The following is a 20850-nucleotide window of genomic DNA, read 5'->3' as shown; positions in this document are numbered from 1 at the left end:
GCGTGACCACCACGATCCGTGTCGACCCGACGGCAGAGGGCGCGGCCATCTCGCCCGACATCTACGGTCAATACCTGGAGCATGTCGAGGACTGTGTGGATCCCGGGCTGATCGACGAGCACGGGCTACGGTCCGACGTCATCGAGCTGTCCCGGGATCTCACGGTGCCGGCGATCCGTTGGCCGGGCGGATGCTTCGCCGACGTCTACCACTGGACCGACGGCATCGGTGATCATCGCCCGGTACGACCCAACTGGCATTGGGGCAACGGAGAACTGGAATCGAACCGGTTCGGCACCCACGAATTCCTGGACTGGTGCGAGCGGGTCGGTGCTACGCCGTACATCAACACCAATCTTGGTACCGGTTCGCTGACCGAGGCGTTGCGCTGGCTGGACTACTGCACCGGGACGGCCGACACCGACGACGTACGGCTCCGGCGCGCCAACGGCCGGGACGAACCGTGGGACGTACGTTACTGGGGCATCGGCAACGAGACCTGGGGATCCTGGGAGGCCGGCCACAGCGACGCCGCACAGTACGGCAGCACCCTGGCCAACTGGTCGGACTTCTTCCACCGCTACGATCCCGAGGCGGTGATCGTCGGCGTCGGCTCCTCCGAAGCTCGGGATCCGGACTGGGATCGTACGGTGCTGGACCTGGCCGGTGATCATCTCGGTCTGTTGTCGCTGCACGTCTACGGCGCGACAGTGATCGGTGAGCCGGGCGACCGGCGAGCAGCGCTCGCTCACTTCCCCGCCTACGTCGAGCAGCGCATCGCCGCCATGGGCAAGCTGATCACCGAGCACAACGACCGCCACCGGACCTCGATCGGGATCGCCCTGGACGAATGGAACATCCGACACTGGCAGCGCGACGGCGACGGCCATCGACTGCAGCGCGCGGATCCCAGAACCGGCACCGATGCGTTGTGCGCGGCCGGCTTCTTCCACGCCATGATCAGAAACGCCGACCTGGTGCGGATGGCCAACTACGTCTTCCTGGTCAACGGCAACGGCGTGATCGACGCACGCAACGGTCGTGCCGCATCGACCTCGCTGTTCACCGTCTTCCGTGCCTATCAGCAGTGGCTGACCGGAGCCTGTTTGCCGGTCCAGGTCGAAGGAGTGACGGTGGCCACCCCGAGCATGATCAGTGGCTCGCCGGAACGAACGGTCGATCCCGGCGAACTACCGGACCGGCTGCCGGCCGTCGACGCCGTCGCCAGCCGTGATGGCGACCAGATCCGGCTGGCAGTGATCAATCGCAGCGACGATCCGACCCGTGCCCGGGTCGACCTCGGAGCGCCCATCAGCGCGACCGAGCAATGGATCGTCGAGCCCGACACGGAGACTCTTGGTACCTCCGCGGTCACGATCACCGGCTCGGAGCTGACACTGCCGCCGTGGTCGATCACCTTCCTCGGCGGCCGTTGACCTGCTTGGCCAGGGGCGACGGGAACCGCGGCAGGATCCGACGTCCGCCGAGCCATTGCGTCAGCTCCGATGCCTGATCCTGCAGGATGCCGGATCGTTCGGTACCGATGTCTTCCAGCAGCTGCAACCGGACAACGCCGTCGTCGTCCTGCCACCAGCCGCCGACCGCCCGGCCGTCGGCCCAGGCGGTCGGCCCGGCGTTGCCGTTGGAGTCGAACAGCAGTTTGCGATGCTCGGGGTTCAGGTACCAGTCGCGATCGGCCCAGCCCATGATCGTCGGGTCGAGACCGGGTAACAACGCAGTCCACGGCTGGACGGGATCGGCCGGGCCGAGGTCGTCGGCCATCAGGTAGCCGATCGCACCGTCAAGATCGACTTCGACGACCGGCAGCTCGGCCAACGACTTCTTCACCGCTGAGATGGTCGATCCCAGCCACCACTTCAGATCGTTCACCGTGCCGGGCCCGAAGCTGCGCAGCCAGCGCTCGACCATCGCATCGTGTCCGTCCGGGTTGGGACGCAGCGGTTCGCCGAGCCAGGCGTCCATCGCCGTCCACCGGGGTCGGGACGCCGCCCAGTCGCCGCGATTGGATCCGCGGACGATCTTGCCCTCGGCGGACAGGATCGTCAGCACTCGCGGTCCGACCGGGACGTCACCGCCCCAGGACTTGCCGACCCCGTAGACCGTCGCGCCCTGCAGCTCGGGAATGTCGTCGCGGAGCTCGGTCGATGTCGCCTCCCGACCGTCGGCCAGCATCTCCAGCGCGGCAGCCTTGGCGCGCGCGAGCCACCGCTCCGGGTCGTCGAACAGCCCGGCCTTGCGCACATCGGAGAGCAACCGGCGGCTCTCCGACGCCGCCACCCGATCACTGGCCCCGCTCTGTGCATCGGCCAGGGTGTCGCGGTCGAAGACGAACAAGGTCCGTCGCATCGCCATGTGCTTGACCAGGCTGCGATCGATGTAGAACGCCGCGTCGAGATCGTCGGTGCCGAAGCCGTCGACGCGAGTCCAGGCACTCAGATAGATCGTCGCCGGATCCGTCGCGTGCAGCGCCACCAGGCTGTTGGTCAGATCGCCGACATCCCGCGCACGGCTCTCCGCAGCGAGTCGCTGCCGGCGCGCCAATCTCGTCTGTCTGTCCTGGTTCGTGATCCGCATGGCGTCATTGTGGCGTGCCGGACCGACAGCGCACGGCATCCGGTCCTGCCCGAACCAGAGCCAGCGGACCACGACCTGAGGACCGGTCGACGTGGCCTGGCAGCCCGTGCCCAGGCTGCCGTATCAGTTGTGCGGTCACGCCTCCTTGACCCAGAAGGAGGTGGCGGCATTGTTCCAGCCGGTGGGCAGCCGGCCGAGCCGGTCCTCGTTGCGGAGCCAACCGGTGTGCTGACCCTCCATGAAGCTGCGCCCGTAGAGCGACACCGTGCAGCCATGGTAGGTCTTCAGCGAACTGATGCGATTGTTCCAATTCCTCCCGGAATGATCCTTGATGAACCTCAGATCATTCTCCATGAAATTGCAATTTGCGCCAGCCGTCTTGAATCGGTGCGACTTACCTTCCTTGTTCGGCTTTCCCCAGACCTTCAGGATCAGGTTCTTGCCTGCCGCCCGGGACGCCGCAGCATCGGTCTCGTAGCACTTGGTCGTCGACCTGTCGACGTCGGTCACGCAATAGCCGTCGACGGCGGCCTCCCGTGCTTCCGACGGCGCCTGCGACTCGACCGGCGCTGCCTGAGCGACCGAAAGGCCGACGCTCGATACCAGCGCAGCCGCTGCCGCGGTGGACAGCACTGTGGCGCGAGCGCGATGAATTCTCTGCATGATTTCCTCCCGACTATTTCTTGCCTGCGAAGGCATGTCCATCGCCATCAACAGTAACTATCGGAAGGTTCAGCGCCACCAGAAATTCACCGTGCAATGCGCATTTCAACAACCCGCAATGAACCGGCTTGGATTGACCCTATGAGCGATTACCATAAGCCACGTAATGACGGTCAGCCGCACACGGCGCCGAGTTTTGCCGAGCCGACCAGCTTGGCGTATTTGGCCAGCACACCTCGGGGCTGCGGACGGTCCGGCGGGGTCCATGCCGAGCGTCGGCTCGCCATCTCCTCGGCCGACACATCGAGGTCCAGGGTGCCGTCGGCGACGTTCAGGATGATCTTGTCGCCGTCCTGAACCAACGCGATCGGCCCACCCTCGGTTGCTTCCGGGGCGATGTGCCCGACGCAGAGTCCGGTGGTCCCGCCGGAGAACCTGCCGTCGGTGATCAACATGACGTCCTTGCCGAGCCCGGCACCCTTGATCGCGCCGGTGATCGCCAGCATCTCGCGCATCCCGGGACCACCCTTCGGCCCCTCGTACCTGATCACCACCACGTCGCCGGAACTGATGGTGCCGTCGTTCAAGGCGTCCATCGCGGCCCGTTCTCCGTCGAACACCCGGGCAGTGCCCTCGACGATCGTGTCGTCGAAGCCGGCGCTCTTCACCACGGCACCGTCCGGGGCCAATGTTCCGTGCAGGATGGTGATCCCGCCGGTCGGGTGGATCGGTTCGGACAGACTGCGGATGATCTTGCCGTCGATGTCCGGTGGTGCGATGTCGGCCAGATTCTCCGCCATCGTCCGGCCGGTGACGGTCAGGCAGTCACCGTTGATCAGACCGGCATCCAGCAGGGCCTTCATCACCACCGGAACGCCGCCGACCTTGTCGACGTCGTTCATCACGAATCTGCCGAACGGCTTGAGGTCCCCCAGGTGCGGCACCTTCTTCGACACCGCGATGAAGTCGTCCAGACCAAGATCGACCTCGGCCTCGTTGGCGATCGCCAGCAGGTGCAACACGGCGTTGGTCGAGCCGCCGAACGCCATCACCACAGCGATGGCGTTCTCGAAGGCTTCCTTGGTGAGGATCTGACGGGCGGTGATCCCCTGGCGCAGCATCTCGACCGCGGCCTGACCGCTCTTGTGGGCGAAGCCGTCCCGGCGCCGATCGACCGCCGGTGGCGCAGCGGATCCGGGCAGGGACATTCCGAGTGCTTCGGCGGCACTGGCCATCGTGTTGGCGGTGTACATCCCACCGCACGCGCCCTCGCCCGGGCAGATCGCGCGTTCGATCTTGTCCACGTCGGCTTGGCTGATCAGACCGCGGACGCAGGCGCCGACCGCTTCGAACGCGTCGATCAGGGTGACGTCCTTGCCGTCCACGCTGCCCGGCATGATCGAGCCGGCGTAGAGGAAGACGGAGGCAAGATCAAGACGGGCGGCTGCCATCAGCATGCCCGGCAGTGACTTGTCGCAGCCGGCCAGCAGCACCGACCCGTCCAGCCGCTCGGCCTCCATCACGGTCTCCACCGAGTCGGCGATGATCTCCCGGCTGACCAACGAGTAGTGCATGCCGACGTGTCCCATCGAGATCCCGTCGGACACCGAGATGGTGCCGAACTCCAGCGGATAACCGCCGGCGGCGTGCACACCTTCCTTGACCGCCTTGGCCAACCGGTCCAGTGACAGGTTGCAGGGCGTGATCTCGTTCCAGCTGGACGCGACGCCGATCTGCGGCTTACCGAAGTCGTCGTCGGTCATCCCGACGGCGCGCAACATGCCACGGGACGCGGTCGCCTCCAGCCCGTCGGTGACGGTCCGGGAACGCGGTTTGATGTCGGGCTGATCGGATGCGGCTGCCATGTTCGTACGCTACCGCTGTCGTCCGTGCCGTCGAGCCCGGGCACGACGCTGCCCGATGTCACTCCGCCCTCGCAGCGAGAGCATCCCCAGGGATGCCAGGTCGCCGTCGGTGTCCTGGGGATGCTGGGGCGCCGGCCGGAAGTTCGGCGGCGGCGCCAGTCCCGGCGGCGGTTGCTGGTGGTGAGCTCGCGCTCAAGCGCCCGACGTCCGTCGAGGTTACGCACCTCAAATCGGTGCGGGAACGTGCTTAACCTTGATAGATCGAGGTTAGACAGGGCGCCGGCGGATCATCCGGATGGCGGTGCCCACCATCAGGGCGGCGGCTAGGAGCGGGCCGAGGTTGGCGATCAACCGTTGGCCGGCGTTGTAGGAGTTCTCCTCGCCGCCGGCGTACGGGAGCAGGGCCAGCGGCAGGCAGGCGCTGACGTAGACGACGAGGATGCCGGCGCCGATGCTCATCCAGCGGGGCAGCGGGACGTGATCGGCTCGAGCGCCGGGCCAGGGTCGGCGCCGGAGCTGATAGATCGCGGCCAGACCGAGCGGCAGGATCCAGACGAAGTGGTGGGTCCAGGACAGCGGTGAAGCGAGGTTGGTGCCCAACCCGACCATGGCGATGGCCAGCACGTGACCGCCTTGCTTCCACCAGTACGCACCGACGATCGCAGCCAGCACGGCCACCAGGAAGGACAGCAGCAGCCCGATGTGGCTGTTGGTGGTCGTCTCACCGAAGAAGCGCAGGACGACACCGAGCAGCGACTGGTTACCGACGTACAACGGGCCCGAGGTGTGGGTCTCGCCGCCGATCAAGCTCTTGACATAGGTGACGGTGGCTGCCGGCTGCAACGCGGTGCCAACCGCTGTCAGCACGACGAACGTGATCATCGCGGTGATTGCCGGCTTCTTCCGGCCCAAGATCAACAACATCAGCACGAACAGTGCCGGCGTGAGTTTGACCGCGGCCGCAATGCCGATCAGCAGGCCGCCGGGGATCCGGCGTTTGCGGCCCGGTGCTGCCGGCAGCAGGTCGATGATCACCATCGCCATCAGGAAGGTGTTGATCTGCCCGTAGCCGATGGTGGTCCGGATCGGCTCCATTCCGATCACCAGAGCAGCCGACAGCAGCCCGAGCGCCCAGCCACGGGGCACACCGCATCTGATCATCACCGCGTTCTGGGCGATCACCAGCCCGGCGATCCAGACCAGCTGCCAGAACAGGTACGGTCCGATCGCCAGCGGGATCATCAGGATCGCCGAGATCGGCGGATAGATGAAGTACAGATGCCAGTCCGGCGAGGTCCAGGTCATGATGTTCTCGCCGTGCAACATTGCCCGGACTGCGTAGAGATAGACCTGCAGATCGGTGGTCTGCGGCGTCCACGGCCAGAACTTGCCGCCGGAGATGATCACCGGCAGCATCGCCAGCGACACCAGGTAGCCCGGCAGCACCTCGACCAGCCAGCGACGGATCCGCGGCTGACCGGTCAGCCGCCGGCCGGCGAGCTCGGTCTGTTCGGTCACGATGCGGTGATCTGCTGCCAGACGTCGTCGAGCTCCGCGTCCTCGGCGCCCGGCTTGGGTCCGAAGAGGTTGCGGAGCCCGCCGGTCTCGGCGTAGCGCGGTACCAGGTGGACATGCAGATGGAAGACCTCCTGGCCGGCGACCGCACCCGCCGAGGAGAAGAGGTTCATCCCGTCCGCGCCGAGCTTGGTCTGCAGCAGTCGGGAGACCCGATCGACGGCGCCGGTGATCTCGGCCCATGCGGGCGGGTCACTGAGGAAGCTCTCGACGTGCCGCTTCGGGACGACCAGAGTGTGTCCACGGTGGAACGGCGCGATGTCCAGGAAGGAGTACGAGGTGTCGTCCTCGTCGACCTTCCGGCTGGGGATGTCGCCGGTGATGATCTTGCAGAACAGACAGTCCGGTGTGGTCATGCCATCGCCTCCTCTTTGATGATCACGTTCTTCAGCGAATCGCCGGCGGCGTAGCGGCGGAGCTGGTCCGCGGTCAGCGCGTCGGCACGCGGCTGGAAGGCGCTGCTGGCGCCACCGACGTGTGGGCTGATCAGCACCCCCGGTGTGGTCCAGAGCCGATGGTCGACGGGCAGCGGCTCGGGATCGGTGACGTCAAGACCGGCGGTGATCCGTCCCGTCTCGGCCTCGGCGAGCAAGGCATCGGTGTCGACCAGTTTGCCGCGACCGACGTTGATCAACTGGGCGCCGTCCGGCAGCAACGCCAACGCCGCGGCATCGATCAGCTTCTCGGTCTGTGGGGTGGCCGGAATGATCAGGATCAACACGTCGGTGTCGGGCAGGATGGACGGCAGGTCATCGATCGCCTGTACCGGCACCGGGTGACCGTCGGCGTTGGTCTCGGTCCGCGCACTGCGGGCGACCCGGGTGATCGAGCCGACCTCGAAGCCGGTCAGCCGGCGCTCGATCGCCTGGCCGATGTGTCCGTAGCCGATGATCGTCACCCGCTTGTCGGCCAGTGAGTTCCCCCAGCCGAACTGCCAGTCGCCGGTGGTCTGGTTGCGGGCGTACTCGTCGAGCCGACGGCCGACGGCCAGCGACAGCGCGATCGCGAGTTCGGCGGTGCTGGCGTCGTGCAGTCCGGCGGCGTTGCAGAGAGTGACGCCGTCGGGGACGTAACGCTGGATGTGCTCGAAGCCGGCGGTCAGTGTCTGGACCACCTTCAGCCGGGGCATCGTCGCCAGCCGTTCCCAGGCGGCTCTGTCGGTGCTCAGGTACGGGTCGACGTAGAACTCGACCTCGTCCACCGATGCGGGCGGTTCGCCACCGTTGAAGATGTCGATCTCGATCCCGTCGGGCAGCTCACCGAGCCGTCGTCGGGCTTCGGCCTCACTCTCGTACGGCAACCACACGCGCATCCGTATCGCACTCTCCCCACTCAACGATCTGCCTGCTGCATCCGACCGGCGTGCTGCACACGCCGGGACGATCCTGCCATCTGGTCAGCTGCGAACCGGGTAACCCGCGGCTTCCAGCGCCTTCTTCACCTCGGCGATCCGCAGCGTTCCGAAGTGGAACACGCTGGCCGCAAGGACCGCGTCGGCACCCGCTTCGACGGCCGGCGGGAAATCCTCGGCCCGGCCGGCGCCACCGGAGGCGATCAGCGGGACCTCGACCTCGCGGCGTACCGCCCGGATCATCTCCAGATCGAAGCCACCGGTGGTGCCGTCGGCGTCCATCGAATTGAGCAGAATCTCCCCCACGCCCAGCTCGACGCCGCGGCGAGCCCACTGCACCGCATCGAGGTCGGCGGATTTGCGGCCGCCGTGGGTGGTGACACCGAAGCCGGACGGCTGGTCACTCTCCCGGCGGGCATCCACCGACAGCACCAGCACCTGGTTGCCGAACCGACGGGTGATCTCGCTGATCAGCTCCGGCCGGTGGATCGCCGCGGTGTTGACCGCGACCTTGTCGGCCCCGGCACGCAGCATCCGGTCGACGTCGTCGACCGAGGCGATGCCGCCGCCGACGGTCAGCGGGATGAACACCTCACCGGCGGTCCGGTGGACCACCTCCACGGTGGTCTCCCGGCCCTCGACCGACGCGGAGATGTCCAGGAAGGTCAATTCGTCCGCACCCTCGACGTCGTACACCCCGCCCAACTCGACCGGGTCGCCGGCGTCTCGGAGGTTTTCGAAGTTGACCCCCTTGACCACCCGCCCGTCGTGCACGTCAAGACAGGGGATGACACGCACCGCCAGACTCATGGCGCCAACCTTATCCGTGGCTGCCGTTCCGCCTTCGACCGTGCTCGAAACAACTGCCTCGAGCACCCGTCGGATGTCTACCGTCCTATTTCCAGCTACAGAACGACACCGCACGAAGACCACAGCGGCAGGGGGAACTGGCATGACGACCGCATCGAGCATCCGCCCGCCCGGCACCGAGCATCGGGAGTACGCCCTCGGCGCCAGCGACCGGTTGGCGACCGAACAGCTCGATCATCTGGCGACGCTGCTCGACCGGCAGTCGATGAACATCCTCGACGCCACCGGCCTCGGCGCCGGCTGGCGCTGCTTGGAGGTCGGAGCCGGCGGCGGGACGATCGCCGCCGGGCTCGCCGACCGCGTCGGCCCCGACGGCTCTGTCGTCGCCGTCGACATCGACACCCGCCGACTGCAGTCCCGCATCGGTTTGGAGGTCCGGCAGCACGACATCAAGGACGGCGTGCCCGGCGGTCCGTACGACCTGATCCACGTTCGCCTCGTCCTGATGCACCTGAGCGCACGGGAACAGATCCTGCAGAGCCTGGTCGACGCCCTGGCGCCCGGCGGCTGGCTGGTGATCGGCGAGTGGACCGGGCCGCAGACGACGATCCTGTCCTCCCCCAGCCCGGAGGACACCGAAGTGTTCCGCCGGGTCCAGCATGCCGCCCACAACATCATCGGCCGAGGTGTCGGGATCTCCTACGAGTGGGCGCGGCAGGTCGATCAGGCGATGCTCCGTGTCGGTCTGCGGGACGTCGAGACGGTGGAATACACCCATACCAGCGCCGGTGGCAGCTCCGGCTGTCTGTTGAGTCTGAACTACATCCGCCAGTTGCACGATCCGTTGCTCGCCACCGGGCTGACCGAGGCCGACCTGACCCGCTACCGCGCACTGATGCATGATCCGCGGTTCCGCGCCTGGTTCTACCCGTTCCTGTGCAGCCGCGGTCGGCGGGGCGCGGGCTCGGTCGACGGCTCGAGTTCGGAGCCGAACGGGCGACCGGGAGCCGCTCCGCACTGCTGACCGACCTTCACTGATCCGGACCTAGGGCCGCAGGTCCCGATCATCGCGAATCGGCCGCGCGGTGGTGTGATCACCGCTACTGTTCTGATCGTCGACCACGACGCCATCCACCGGCCACCTCTGATGTGGCCATGTCCCGGTGCTTGCCCGTCCGAAACGGTCGATCCATCACTGGTTTCTCATCATCGTGGGGGTCCCATGAAGTTCCTGCGCGCCCTGGCGAGCCTCTTGGTCGTCGCCGGTCTGGTCTCGGGGTCGCTGATCGCGACCACGTCGAACGCCGATGCAGCCTCGAAGCTGCGGTTCACCAAGCTGTACGCGGATTCGCCCGGCACCGACCGAGGCTCGAACAAGTCGCTGAACGCCGAGTACGTCGTGGTCAAGAACACCGGCTCGAGCAAGATCAAGATCGCCGGCTACAAGATCAAGGACAAGGCCGGTCACACCTTCGTCTTCCCGAAGGGCTTCGTGCTCAAGGCCCGCAGGAGTGTGACCGTGCACACCGGCCGAGGCACCAACACCGGCAGCCACCTCTACTGGAAGCAGCGCTGGTACGTCTGGAACAACACCACCGACACCGCCTACCTGCTGAACACCAGGGGAAGCCGGTTGGACACCTGCACCTTCCCCAGAAAGCATTCCAAGGCGTACGTGACCTGCTGACTGCTCTCCCGACCTCCGCCGGGCCAATCTTCCCCGGCCCGGCGTCGGTCGGCCGTCAGCCGAAGTCCCCGGCCCGCATCCGGCGAGCATGCTCGGTGACGTTGGCGATCAGATCACCGGGATAGCGGTAGCCCAGATGCTCGGCCACCTCGCGGGCGATGGTGGCGAACAGATCGATCATCGCGAACAGAGCCGTCCAGTTGGCCTCCGGATCGGCGCCGGTGAAGGTGTTCTCCATCGCCTGCCAGATGCTCGGCGGCAGGTGCTGCTTCAGCCCCTTCCCGAGATTGCCCGACTTCAGTGACCAGTCGTGGTCGCACTGCACCCGCCATTCGATCATCGGCACCAGGTAGTTGAAGCGCATGTCGAAGTCGAGCACCCACTTGGTGGGCAGCAGTTCGTCGCGCAGCAACCCCTTGGCCACGTACGGGACGCCGATCAGGAAGTCGGTGATCAACCGCTGGTAGCCGGCCTCATCGGGGCGCCGCGGTATGTAGGACCGATAGGTCGGCGCCGGCAGGCCGGCGGTCAGGCCGCTCTTGTCCAGCAGCACCCGATGACCGGCGTCCAGTTCGGGATCGGCTCGTGGACCGGAAGTCAGCTCGGTGAAGTAGCGGGCATTCCACAGACTGAAGTCGATCTTGAGACCGTCGACGTAGTTGGTGATGTTGCCGACCTGCACGGCTCCGGTCGCGGCGTCGCTCTCGACCGGATCCCAGTAGTCGATCAACACCTCACCGAACTCCGCCAGCCAGCCGGTGTCGCTGACCATCGCCTCGACGCCTTCGACGACGGCGATCACGTCGTAGTCGGAGTACGCGTCGGTGTGCCCACCCGGGATCGCCCGGGTGCTGGTCAGGATCAGGGCAGCAACGTCGGCGCGTCGCTCACCCCAGGCCACCAACTGATCGATGATCTTGTCCTGCTGCCCCACCGAGCCTGCACCGGAGTTCGCCATGGCAGCACCGTAACGGCCGCTCCGCCGATCAGTCGAAGTCGGCTTCGGTCATTCCACCCTTGCTGCCGTCCGGCCACTGGACCAGCTCGATCCGGTAGCCGTCCGGATCGGTGACGAAACAGGTCGTCGGCCCGTCGGGTCCACCGGGATGCCCGATCGGTGTCGGCTTCAGACCACCGGCGACCAACCGGGCCCTGGTCCGGACGAGATCGTCCACCTCGATCGCCAGATGATCGAAGCCGGACTCCCCCGAGATCGGGCCGCCGCTGGGCCGACACACCAGCTCCAGCGATACCGAGGACTCGTCCGGCAGCCGAAGCATCACCAGCTCGGCGGTCTCGACGTCGACCCGACCGACCTCGAGATAGCCCAGCGTCGTGTAGAAGGTCAGCGATCGGTCCCGATCGCTGACCCGGTAGGAGACCAAGATCGTTTTCACCGTGATCAACTTCCCGTGGTTGGCACCGGATCGGCCATGATGGTGGTGTGAACGACGGTACCGTCTCCGGCTTCCATCATGTCGAGCTCTGGCTGCACGATCTCGGTGACCAGCTCCCCGCCTGGGACTGGCTGTTCGAGCGTCTGGGGTGGACGCCCTATCAGGACTGGCAACACGGTCGGTCCTGGCGCGCGCCCGACGGCAGTTACCTGGTGATCGAGGAGTCACCGGATCTGGCGACTGACGTCTTCGACCGGACCAGGGCCGGTGTCAATCACCTGGCGCTGAACACCACCCGGGACGCCGTGGACGCGATCACGGCCGCGTGCGGTGATCATGGATGGTCGGTGTTGTTCGGCGATCGACATCCGCATGCCGGTGGACCGGATCATTACGCGGCGTATTTGGAGAACGCGTACGGGTTCGAGATCGAGCTGGTCGCGACCTGAGGGTGCATCCCAGCTCCGCCGGCCTCACGCCCCATCGGTGACCCGTCAACTCCTCCGCGACACGCCGCGAAACTGGGGGAGAAACTGACGGGTCGGCGGGTTGGGGCGGGCGGATCAGGTGGGTGGGGCGACGGTGTCGCCGGGGTCGAAGCCGCAGGCCAGGGTGGTGCGGATCGGGCCGGAATCGGTCGCGGACAGTAGTTCGAGCAGGATCCGGACGGCTTCGCGGCCCATCTCCCGGCGCGGGATCATCAGGTGGGCCAGGCCGGGATCATCGGCCGGTTCCGGTGGGACGGTCAGGGTCAGGATCGACAGATCGCCCGGAACCGAACGCCCGGCGCGCAGCGCTGCGGCTCGGACCGCCATCGCGGTGTCGGTGCGTTCGACCACCATCGCGGTGATCGATTCCCTCGCCGCCAACGCGATCAGCGCATCGAGGTCCTCGACCTTGCCGACGTCGTCGGCGACGTTGTCCCGGGCCAGGGTGAGCAACGGCCGATCAGCGTCGTCGATGCCGGCCTCGCGGCAGCCGGCCAGGAAGCCCGGCCGGCGTCCGGGGACCGGTTCGCCCGCACCGGCCTCCTGGATCATCGCGATCCTCCGATGCCCCAGCTCGGCGAGCCGACGGACGATCGCCGCCGTGCCGCCGTGATAGTCGGCTGCGACGAAGGACAGTTCGACGCCTTCGGGACGTCGTTGCCCGATGTAGACGAACGGGTAGTTCTCCGCCGCCATCCGGGCGAGCTCGTCGCGGCTCTCCCCCGCGCCGAGCAGCACGGCCCCGTCGGCCAACTGCAGGTTGTTGACACCGCCGGCGAAGATCGACCGGTCGCCGGACGGGGTCCGCGCCCCGGTCACCAACAGCAGGTTGTACGCAGCCTCCTCGGCGGCGTCCTCGACGCCCATCAGGAAGTCGTGGTAGAAGTCCCGGCTGGTCGAGGGAAAGACCGGCTGGTAGGTGAAGACACCGATCAGTCGATTGCTGCCGCGGGCAAGACTGCGAGCCGCAAGATTCGGTACGTAGCCCAGCTCGCGGACCGCGGCCCAGACCCGTTCCCGGGTGGCGTCGCTGACCCGGATCGAGCCGTAGTCCCGGTCGTTGATCACCGACGACACGATGCCGGCCGAGACCTTCGCCGCACGGGCGACGTCGGCCTGGGACACCCGATGGGGCCTGTCTCGTCTCACGCGCTGTTGTCCTCCGGTTGAGCTGGGCCCGGATCTGAGATCGGTCGGGATCCACGGTTGACGCATCGTACCGAACCAATTAGCGTTCAGCGCATTACCTGATGCGCTTTATCACGAGAGGTTCGCAGTGTCGCCGACCAGCCAGCAGTCCCGTTCCCACTCCTCCGAACAGCAGACCGACGTCCTGATCGTCGGCGGTGGCCTGGGCGGCGTCGCCGCCGCACTCGCCGCCTGCGAACTCGGCGCCCGGGTGGTGCTGACGGAGGAATCGCCCTGGCTGGGCGGCCAGCTCACCTCCCAGGCGGTGCCGCCGGACGAACACCCGTGGATCGCCGAGCAGGGCGCCACCCGCAGCTATCTGCAGCTGCGGCAGCGGATCCGGGACTACTACCGCCGCAACTATCCGCTGACCGAGGAAGCGGCCGCCGACCCGCTGCTCAATCCCGGCGGTGGCGGAGTCAGCGCGCTGTGTCACGAACCGCAGGTGGCTGTTGCGGCGATCGACGAACTGCTGGCGCCCTACCGTCCCGACGGGCAGCTGACGGTGTTGCTGCACCACGCACCGATCGCCGCCGCGACCGACGGCGATCAGGTCCGCGCCGTCACCCTGCGGGACGGTTCGCCCGACGGCAACGGGCGCGAGCTGACCGTCCAGGCGTCGTTCGTGATCGACGCGACCGAGCTCGGTGATCTGCTCGAGCTGGCCGACGTGGAGTATGTCAACGGCGCCGAGAGCCGGGCCGACACCGGCGAGCTACATGCCATCGACGGACCGGCGCAACCGCTGGACCAGCAGTCCTACACCTGGTGCTTCGCCCTGGACTACTTCGCCGACGGCGACTTCACCATCGACCGGCCTGCCCGGTACGACTACTGGCGCAGCTACCAGCCCGACTTCTGGCCGGCGCCACTGCTGTCCTGGGACGACGTCGAACCGCGCTCGCTGGACAAGCGGCATCGGGAGATCTTCAGCGACGCCGAGACACCGCGCGGCAAGCCGGGACCGGACTTCTGGCACTACCGTCGGATCTTCAACCTGCGACATCATCGACCCGGCCGCTACGCCAGCGACGTCACGCTGGTCAACTGGCCGCAGATCGACTACTTCGACGGCCCGCTCCTCGGTGTCGACGACGCCACCCGGGACGCACACCTGGAAGGCTCGCGGCAGCTGAGTCTTTCGTTCCTGTACTGGATGCAGACCGAGGCGCCGCGGTTCGACGGCGGCACCGGCTATCCCGGGCTCCGACCGCGCGGCGACCTGCTCGGCAGCCCCGATGATCTTGCGCTGCGCCCCTACATCCGGGAGTCGCGACGGATCAAGGCCGAGTTCACGATCCTGGAGAAGCACGTCGGAGTCGAGAATCGGCAGTCCGAGGGGCTGCCGCCGGGCTCGGAGATCTTCGCCGACAGCGTCGGTGTCGGCTCCTACCGGATCGATCTGCATCCCAGCTTCGGCGGCGAGTTGCCGGCACACAGCTACATCGACATCTCCGACTATCCGTTCCAGATCCCGCTCGGAGCGCTGATCCCGCAACGGGTCGAGAATCTCCTGGCCGGCAACAAGAACATCGGCAGCACCCACATCACCAACGGCTGCTACCGACTGCATCCGGTGGAGTGGTCGATCGGCGAGGCTGCGGGTGCGTTGGCCGGCTACAGCCTGCGGACCGGTCACACTCCCCGCAAGGTCCGGGCCGACAGCTCGCTGCTCGCCGACTTCCAGCAACTCCTCACCGACACCCTCGGCTTCCAGCTCTCCTGGTCCGAGGAGATCCGCACAACTGTCCGCTGACGTCCCACGACTCGACCACCCGATCGGTGTGAACACAAGGAAGTGATCGCCCCATGTCCATCCGCAACTTCTCCGCCCAGCCCGTTTCTCGGCGCCGACTGCTCGGCGCGGCCGGAGCGATCGGGCTGGCCGCAGCCTCCGGCGCCTCGCTGTCCGGCTGTTCCGATCCGACCAAGGACACCAACACCGCCGCCCGGAACAGCAAGGCGGTGTTGCCGACCTACGTCCCGGTCGAGTTGATCAAGCCGGATCTGCCCGGGTCCGAGCTGCTGATGCCGGGCTACTACGCCTACCCGAAGGATCCGAAGCCGGTCTTCGACGATCCGCCGGGAGCCGGCCTGGGATCGGTGTCGGTGATGTACACCACCTTCGTACCGACACCGCCGAGTGCGGACAAGAATGCCTTCTACGCAAGGCTTCAGGAGCGGCTCGGCTGCGAGCTCAAGATCAGCGCCATCCCGTCGGACGACTACGGCGCCAAGTTCCAGACGATCATTGCCGGCGGCGACGTGCCGGACGTGTGCAACTTCCCGCTCCCCACCCCGGACCAGCCGCGGGTGATGAACAAGGTGTTCGCCGATCTCGGCCCGTATCTCGGCGGAGACGCCGCCAAGGACTATCCCTACCTGGCCAACATTCCGACCGCGTCCTGGAAGCCGACCGTCTCCAACGGCACCATCTATGCCGTCACTCAGCCGCGCGCCCTGTCCGGTGCTTCGATGTACACCCGCCGGGACATCATCGACCAGCTCGGCGCCAACCAGGAGCCGAAGAATTACCAGGAGTTCCTGGAACTGCTGACCGCGGTTACCGACAAGAAGAAGAATCGGTGGGCGTTCGCCAATCCCACCAACATGGTCATGCACCTGAAGATGATGTTGGGCGCACCCAACGGCTGGTCCGAGTCGGGCGGCACGTTCACCTCGGCGGTCGGTGACGAACGCCACCGCGAAGCGGTCAGCCTGACGGCAGGAATGATCAAGAAGGGTCTGTTCCATCCGGACTCCGCCTCGATCGCCTACACCAAGATCAGGGACCTGTTCTTCGGCGGACGAGTCGCCCTCACCAGTGACGGCTACGCCGGCTGGGATCTCTTCGTCCGCCAGCTCGGCGGTGGCGAGAAGGGTGCGGCCAAGCTCGGCCTGATCGTGGAGCCCAAGCACGAGGGCGGCGGCGATGCCGCTCACTTCGCCGGCACCGGCTTCCAGGGCATCACCGTGATCAAGAAGGACCTCCCCGAGGACAAGATCAAAAAGATCCTGAACGTGCTGAACTTCCTGGCCGCGCCGATCGGCTCCCGGGAGCATCTGGAACGCAAGTACGGTGTCGAAGGCACCGACTACACCTGGACCGACGGCCTGCCCGCGCTGAACTCCACCGGCAACCGGGAGTTCATGGATCTGCAGTACATCACCGACGCCCAGACGATCGTCGGCCCCGGGGTGAAGGCCGGTGTGGACTATCAGCACGCCTGGAACGAGCGGGTCACCAAGGATCTGGTCCACGATCCGACCATCGGCCTCTACTCCGACACCTACAGCCGCAAGGGCAAGCAGCTGAACAAGATCCTGGACGATGCCCAGTCCGACGTACTGTTCGGACGCAAGCCGATGAAGTCGCTGGAGGAGGCGTACAAGACCTGGCGCAGCCAGGGTGGCGACGACATCGCCAAGGAGTACGCCGAGTCCAAGAACGCCGCCGGCTGACCTACCCTGAGTCGGACCTGGGTCGGACTCAGGCCGGACCGGGGCCCGGGCTCCGGGCGACCATGGACAGTTCCGAGTGCCGACCGTCGCCGAATAGTTTCGGCTCATGTCCACCAGAATTCGACTGGCCATGTCAGCAGCGGCCTGCTGCGTCCTGCTGGCCGGAGCGGCCTGCGCACCCGAACAGGTCGCCGACGGACGGCCGAAAACACAACGGTTCACCGTCGACGGCCCGACGCTCACGATCGACTCCGATCTGGGCTCGGTCGCCCTGGTCGCAGCGCCGGCGGACAACAGGACCGACGGTCATCGGATCAAGGTCACCCGACGCTTCGATGCCGCCCGGGTCGGCGGCACGGTCGGCAACGAAGTACGTCAGACGTCACCGGACACGCTGCAACTCAACACCCGGTGCTCGGGCGTGGTGGTCAGCTGCTCGGTCAGTTATCGGATCGAGGTCCCCGCCGACCTCGCGGTGGACCTCACCGCCGACGACGGCCACGTCCGCGCCGAGGATTTCACCGCACCCCTCAAGGCCCGGGTGACCGACGGCAATGTGAACCTCGAACGTCTGTCCGGCCGCGTCCGACTCGAGGTCGAACGCGGTAGCGTGCGGGCCGAGCACCTCTCGGCCGATCGGGTGCACGCCGACGTCAGCGACGGCTACCTGGTGATGGGCTTCGACCGGCCACCGGGACACCTCGGCAGCCGATCCGTCCGCGGCAACTCGACGCTGCGGCTGCCGGACACCGATTATCGGATCGGCACCGACCTGACCCGGTCGCGAGCCAAGATCGGTGTTCGACGGGCAGCCGACTCCGAGCATCGGATCGACGCCGCCGTCACCGACGGGCGGCTGCGGATCACGCACCGCTGAATCGGGACATTCGGTCTGGATGATTCTGTACATTCTGCGATGTCGAGACGGTTCTGCCCGCTCCGTCCCCGGTACACCGGCGGCCACACGGGCCGTCCGATGAGCAGGAGTCACCGCGATGATCATGCAGCAGACCACCGTCACCGAAGTCCTGGACCGGCCCTTCAGCCGGGAGCTCCTGGCCCGCGACATCACCCGACTGGCCTATGTCGCCAAGGACGGCACACCCCGTACGGTGCCGATCGCGTTTGCCTGGAACGGCACCGAGATCGTCATGTGCACCTCGAAGAACGCACCGAAACTCCATGCGCTGAAGGCCAATCCGTCCGTCGCGCTGACGATCGACACCGAGGTGCACCCGCCCAAGATCTTGTTGATCCGCGGCCGGGCCGAGCTCGACTACGTGGACGGCATCCCGGACGAATACCTCGAGGCCAACACCAGCTACGCGATGACGGCCGAGCAGCGGGTGGAATGGGAGGCCGAGGTCCGGTCGCTCTACCGCGACGGGATGGTGCGGATCGTGGTGACCCCGACCTGGGCCAAGCTGATCGACTTCGAGACCACGCTGCCGAGCGCCGTCGCGGAATTGGTCGAGCAGCGGGCCGAACGCCAGCTTCCGGAGTCCGATGTCGAGAACGGGCCGGCTGCTCCGTCCCCGGCGTGACAGCGGCCGTACCGAACGACCGCAACGATCAAGGAGAACGAGATGGCCAAGTACCTGATTCTCAAGCACTACCGTGGCGGCCCGGCGCCGATCGTCGACTACCCGACGGCCGACCACTGGAAGCCCGAGGAGTGGGATGCCCACATGAAGTTCATGAAGGACTTCGAGGCCCGCCTGGTGGAGTCCGGCGAGTTCGTCGAGGGCCAGGCGCTCAGCCCCGACGGCGCATTCATCCGCTACGACGGCGAGGGGCGGCCACCGGTCACCGACGGCCCGTTCGCCGAGACCAAGGACCTGATCGCGGGCTGGTACGTCATCGACGTCGACTCTTGGGACCGAGCGGTCGAGCTGGCCGGTGACCTGTCCGCGGCACCGGGGCCGGGCGGCACGCCACTCCACGAATGGCTGGAGGTCCGACCGTTCATGACCGAGTCCTCCTCAGCAACCGAGTGAACGACGGCGTGGACCGAACAGCATGGACGAAACAGCACTGCGGGACCTCGTCCCCGCGGTGATCGGGATCCTCGTCCGGCGCGGAGCAGACTTCGCGCCGGCCGAGGACGCTGTCTCCGATGCGCTGCTGGAGGCGGTCAGGGTCTGGCCCGACGACCCGCCACGAGACCCGAAGGGTTGGCTGGTCACCGTTGCCTGGCGCAAGTTCATCGATGCGACCCGGTCCGAGACATCCCGACGACAGCGGGGAGGAACGGGCCGAGGACGAGCCGACGACCGGGCCGGTCAGCGACAGCGACGACACCCTGCTGCTCTACTTCCTGTGTGCGCACCCGTCCCTGACACCGGCGTCGGCGGTCGCCCTCACGCTGCGCGCTGTCGGTGGCCTGACCACCCGTCAGATCGCCCAGGCCTATCTGGTGCCGGAGGCGACGATGGCACAGCGGATCAGCCGCGCCAAGCGGACCGTTTCCACGGTGCGCTTCGACCAGCAGGGCGACGTCGGCACCGTGCTGCGGGTGCTCTACCTGGTCTTCAACGAGGGCTACTCCGGCGACGTCGACCTGGCCGCCGAGGCGATCCGGCTGACCCGGCAACTGGCGGCCAGGATCCACCACGAGGAGGTCGCCGGGCTGCTGGCGCTGATGTTGCTGCACCACGCCCGACGAGCAGCCCGGACCGACGCCGACGGTCGGCTGGTGCCACTGGCCGACCAGGATCGCAGCCGCTGGGACACCCGGCTGATCCTCGAGGGCGTCGACATCCTGCAGGCCGCGCTGTCCCGGGACCGGTTGGGTGAATTCCAAGCCCAGGCAGCGATTGCGGCGCTGCACGCCGATGCGCCGACGGTGCAGCAGACCGACTGGGTGCAGATCGTCGAGTGGTACGACGAGCTGCTGCGGCTGACGGACAATCCGGTCGCCCGGCTGAACCGAGCGGTTGCGGTGGGCGAGGCCGACGGCGCGCCGGCCGGGTTGGCCGCGTTGGCCGAACTCGATCCGTCACTCCCCCGGTACGCGGCCGCGGCGGCGTACCTGCAGGAGCGTGCCGGTGACCTGGACAGTGCTGCCCGGCTCTACGCCGACGCCGCGCGATCGGCGCACGATCTGCGCGAACGCGATCACCTCACGCGCCAGGCCGCGCGGCTCAACTCGCGTCGATCATGGTGACCGGGTAGTCGTGGAAGCGCTGATCAGCCGTCACGACCACCATCCGCTCGGTGACCGCCTGCGCAATCAGCAACCGATCGAAGGGATCGCGATGGTGCACCGGCAGGTCGGCAACGGCGAGACCGTGTTCTGCAGACAGCGGCAGGGTGCGGAGACCCAACTCGTCAACGCGGTCGATCAGATCAGCTGGGACGTCGAGCTTGCCGACCGCGACCTTGACGCCGATCTCCGCATACGACACAGCACTGAAGCGAAGTTCGCGCGCGTCGGAGATGGCATCCTTCGCCGCGTTGCTGATGTCACGATCACCGCTGAGCTGCCAGAGCACGACCTGGGTGTCGAGCAGCAGCCTCACCGGTCCTCCATCGCGTCGAGCTCGTCCTCGGTGAACTCGAAGTCATCACCGATGCGAATCCGGCCGCGGAGCGTTCCTCGACCTGCAAGGAATCTGGCGCCCGGCCCGGCGGTCGCGATCGGGACCAATCGCACCACGGGAACGCCGTTCCGCGCGATCTCGATCTCCTCACCGGCTTCGGCGCGAGCGAGGAGCTGGGACAGCTCCGACTTCGCCTCTCCGACGTTGACCCTGGTCATGAGCCCACG

The 20850-nt window shown here is 66.9% G+C and carries 22 protein-coding genes and 1 pseudogene; 11 read left to right on the top strand and 12 right to left on the bottom strand.

Annotated elements, in window-relative coordinates:
• Positions 1 to 2 precede the first annotated feature (2 nt).
• The gene (locus tag BLU38_RS25625) at positions 3 to 1436 is read left to right on the top strand and encodes an alpha-L-arabinofuranosidase C-terminal domain-containing protein (RefSeq protein ID WP_091528887.1); all 1434 of its coding nucleotides are present in this window, start codon (positions 3 to 5) and stop codon (positions 1434 to 1436) included.
• Here the strand turns inward: BLU38_RS25625 and BLU38_RS25620 are convergent.
• The 7 genes from BLU38_RS25620 to hisF all read right to left on the bottom strand — a co-directional run bounded on the left by BLU38_RS25620 (position 1414) and on the right by hisF (position 8859).
• Entirely contained in the window at positions 1414 to 2595 is a 1182-nt protein-coding gene (locus BLU38_RS25620) for a winged helix DNA-binding domain-containing protein (RefSeq protein WP_091533137.1), read from the bottom strand. The two genes, BLU38_RS25625 and BLU38_RS25620, sit on opposite strands and share 23 nt — an antisense overlap.
• 135 nt (positions 2596 to 2730) lie before the next feature.
• Positions 2731 to 3306: a hypothetical protein gene (locus BLU38_RS25615; RefSeq protein ID WP_157683713.1), complete on the bottom strand. Its 576-nt coding sequence runs from the start codon at positions 3304 to 3306 to the stop codon at positions 2731 to 2733.
• A gap of 125 nt (positions 3307 to 3431) precedes the next feature.
• Positions 3432 to 5123 (bottom strand): dihydroxy-acid dehydratase, encoded by a 1692-nt coding sequence (gene ilvD / locus BLU38_RS25610; RefSeq protein ID WP_091528881.1) that lies wholly within the window; start codon positions 5121 to 5123, stop codon positions 3432 to 3434.
• Between the two features lie 267 nt (positions 5124 to 5390).
• Positions 5391 to 6641 carry a glycosyltransferase 87 family protein gene (locus tag BLU38_RS25605; RefSeq protein ID WP_091528878.1) on the bottom strand — a complete coding sequence of 417 codons (1251 nt, stop codon included), beginning with the start codon at positions 6639 to 6641 and terminating at the stop codon, positions 5391 to 5393.
• On the bottom strand, positions 6638 to 7054 hold the full coding sequence (locus BLU38_RS25600; protein WP_091528875.1) for an HIT family protein: 417 nt from the start codon (positions 7052 to 7054) through the stop codon (positions 6638 to 6640). Before BLU38_RS25600 ends, BLU38_RS25605 begins: the two co-directional genes overlap by 4 nt.
• Entirely contained in the window at positions 7051 to 8010 is a 960-nt protein-coding gene (locus BLU38_RS25595; RefSeq protein WP_091528872.1) for a 2-hydroxyacid dehydrogenase, read from the bottom strand. The genes BLU38_RS25600 and BLU38_RS25595 overlap by 4 nt, the downstream gene beginning before the upstream one ends.
• Positions 8011 to 8094: 84 nt before the next feature.
• Positions 8095 to 8859: an imidazole glycerol phosphate synthase subunit HisF gene (gene hisF / locus BLU38_RS25590; RefSeq protein ID WP_091528869.1), complete on the bottom strand. Its 765-nt coding sequence runs from the start codon at positions 8857 to 8859 to the stop codon at positions 8095 to 8097.
• A gap of 142 nt (positions 8860 to 9001) precedes the next feature.
• Here hisF and BLU38_RS25585 point away from each other — a divergent pair, with 142 nt between their 5' ends.
• Both BLU38_RS25585 and BLU38_RS25580 read left to right on the top strand, forming a co-directional pair.
• Positions 9002 to 9883 carry a methyltransferase domain-containing protein gene (locus tag BLU38_RS25585; protein ID WP_157683712.1) on the top strand — a complete coding sequence of 294 codons (882 nt, stop codon included), beginning with the start codon at positions 9002 to 9004 and terminating at the stop codon, positions 9881 to 9883.
• A gap of 198 nt (positions 9884 to 10081) precedes the next feature.
• A complete protein-coding gene (locus BLU38_RS25580) occupies positions 10082 to 10546 on the top strand; it encodes a lamin tail domain-containing protein (RefSeq protein ID WP_157683711.1) in 465 nt (154 codons plus the stop codon).
• A 55-nt stretch (positions 10547 to 10601) separates the two neighbouring features.
• Here BLU38_RS25580 and BLU38_RS25575 read toward each other — a convergent pair whose 3' ends face one another.
• Together BLU38_RS25575 and BLU38_RS25570 are read right to left on the bottom strand one after the other, a co-directional pair.
• Positions 10602 to 11504 (bottom strand): aminoglycoside 6-adenylyltransferase, encoded by a 903-nt coding sequence (locus tag BLU38_RS25575; protein ID WP_091528859.1) that lies wholly within the window; start codon positions 11502 to 11504, stop codon positions 10602 to 10604.
• Between the two features lie 28 nt (positions 11505 to 11532).
• A complete protein-coding gene (locus tag BLU38_RS25570) occupies positions 11533 to 11943 on the bottom strand; it encodes a VOC family protein (protein ID WP_091533135.1) in 411 nt (136 codons plus the stop codon).
• A 47-nt stretch (positions 11944 to 11990) separates the two neighbouring features.
• Here BLU38_RS25570 and BLU38_RS25565 point away from each other — a divergent pair, with 47 nt between their 5' ends.
• Positions 11991 to 12392, top strand: coding sequence for a VOC family protein (locus tag BLU38_RS25565; RefSeq protein WP_091528857.1), 402 nt, complete (start codon positions 11991 to 11993; stop codon positions 12390 to 12392).
• Positions 12393 to 12506: 114 nt separating this feature from the next.
• Here BLU38_RS25565 and BLU38_RS25560 read toward each other — a convergent pair whose 3' ends face one another.
• Positions 12507 to 13580, bottom strand: coding sequence for a LacI family DNA-binding transcriptional regulator (locus BLU38_RS25560; RefSeq protein ID WP_172836221.1), 1074 nt, complete (start codon positions 13578 to 13580; stop codon positions 12507 to 12509).
• Between the two features lie 127 nt (positions 13581 to 13707).
• Here BLU38_RS25560 and BLU38_RS25555 point away from each other — a divergent pair, with 127 nt between their 5' ends.
• From BLU38_RS25555 to BLU38_RS25530, 7 genes and pseudogenes are all read left to right on the top strand, one after another.
• Positions 13708 to 15375 (top strand): FAD-dependent oxidoreductase, encoded by a 1668-nt coding sequence (locus tag BLU38_RS25555; RefSeq protein WP_091528853.1) that lies wholly within the window; start codon positions 13708 to 13710, stop codon positions 15373 to 15375.
• A 53-nt stretch (positions 15376 to 15428) separates the two neighbouring features.
• Positions 15429 to 17081, top strand: coding sequence for an extracellular solute-binding protein (locus BLU38_RS25550; RefSeq protein ID WP_091528851.1), 1653 nt, complete (start codon positions 15429 to 15431; stop codon positions 17079 to 17081).
• A gap of 106 nt (positions 17082 to 17187) precedes the next feature.
• Entirely contained in the window at positions 17188 to 17958 is a 771-nt protein-coding gene (locus BLU38_RS25545) for a DUF4097 family beta strand repeat-containing protein (RefSeq protein WP_157683710.1), read from the top strand.
• 118 nt (positions 17959 to 18076) lie between these two features.
• Positions 18077 to 18625, top strand: coding sequence for a pyridoxamine 5'-phosphate oxidase family protein (locus tag BLU38_RS25540; protein WP_231920037.1), 549 nt, complete (start codon positions 18077 to 18079; stop codon positions 18623 to 18625).
• Positions 18626 to 18667: 42 nt separating this feature from the next.
• Positions 18668 to 19078 carry a YciI family protein gene (locus BLU38_RS25535; protein ID WP_091528846.1) on the top strand — a complete coding sequence of 137 codons (411 nt, stop codon included), beginning with the start codon at positions 18668 to 18670 and terminating at the stop codon, positions 19076 to 19078.
• Between the two features lie 22 nt (positions 19079 to 19100).
• Positions 19101 to 19250, top strand: a pseudogene (locus tag BLU38_RS32205) (RNA polymerase subunit sigma-24); the annotation flags it as partial.
• Positions 19251 to 19290: 40 nt separating this feature from the next.
• The gene (locus BLU38_RS25530) at positions 19291 to 20247 is read left to right on the top strand and encodes an RNA polymerase sigma factor (protein WP_331715050.1); all 957 of its coding nucleotides are present in this window, start codon (positions 19291 to 19293) and stop codon (positions 20245 to 20247) included.
• Here the strand turns inward: BLU38_RS25530 and BLU38_RS25525 are convergent.
• Both BLU38_RS25525 and BLU38_RS25520 read right to left on the bottom strand, forming a co-directional pair.
• Complete coding sequence (locus BLU38_RS25525; protein WP_091528844.1) at positions 20225 to 20602, bottom strand: type II toxin-antitoxin system VapC family toxin; 378 nt, start codon at positions 20600 to 20602, stop codon at positions 20225 to 20227. The genes BLU38_RS25530 and BLU38_RS25525 overlap by 23 nt on opposite strands.
• On the bottom strand, positions 20599 to 20841 hold the full coding sequence (locus BLU38_RS25520; protein WP_091528842.1) for a type II toxin-antitoxin system Phd/YefM family antitoxin: 243 nt from the start codon (positions 20839 to 20841) through the stop codon (positions 20599 to 20601). Before BLU38_RS25520 ends, BLU38_RS25525 begins: the two co-directional genes overlap by 4 nt.
• Positions 20842 to 20850: the final 9 nt, after the last annotated feature.

It is taken from the genome of Microlunatus soli (assembly GCF_900105385.1).
Classification (GTDB): Bacteria; Actinomycetota; Actinomycetes; order Propionibacteriales; family Propionibacteriaceae; genus Microlunatus; species Microlunatus soli.
This window is presented reverse-complemented; position numbering and strand designations above follow the sequence as displayed.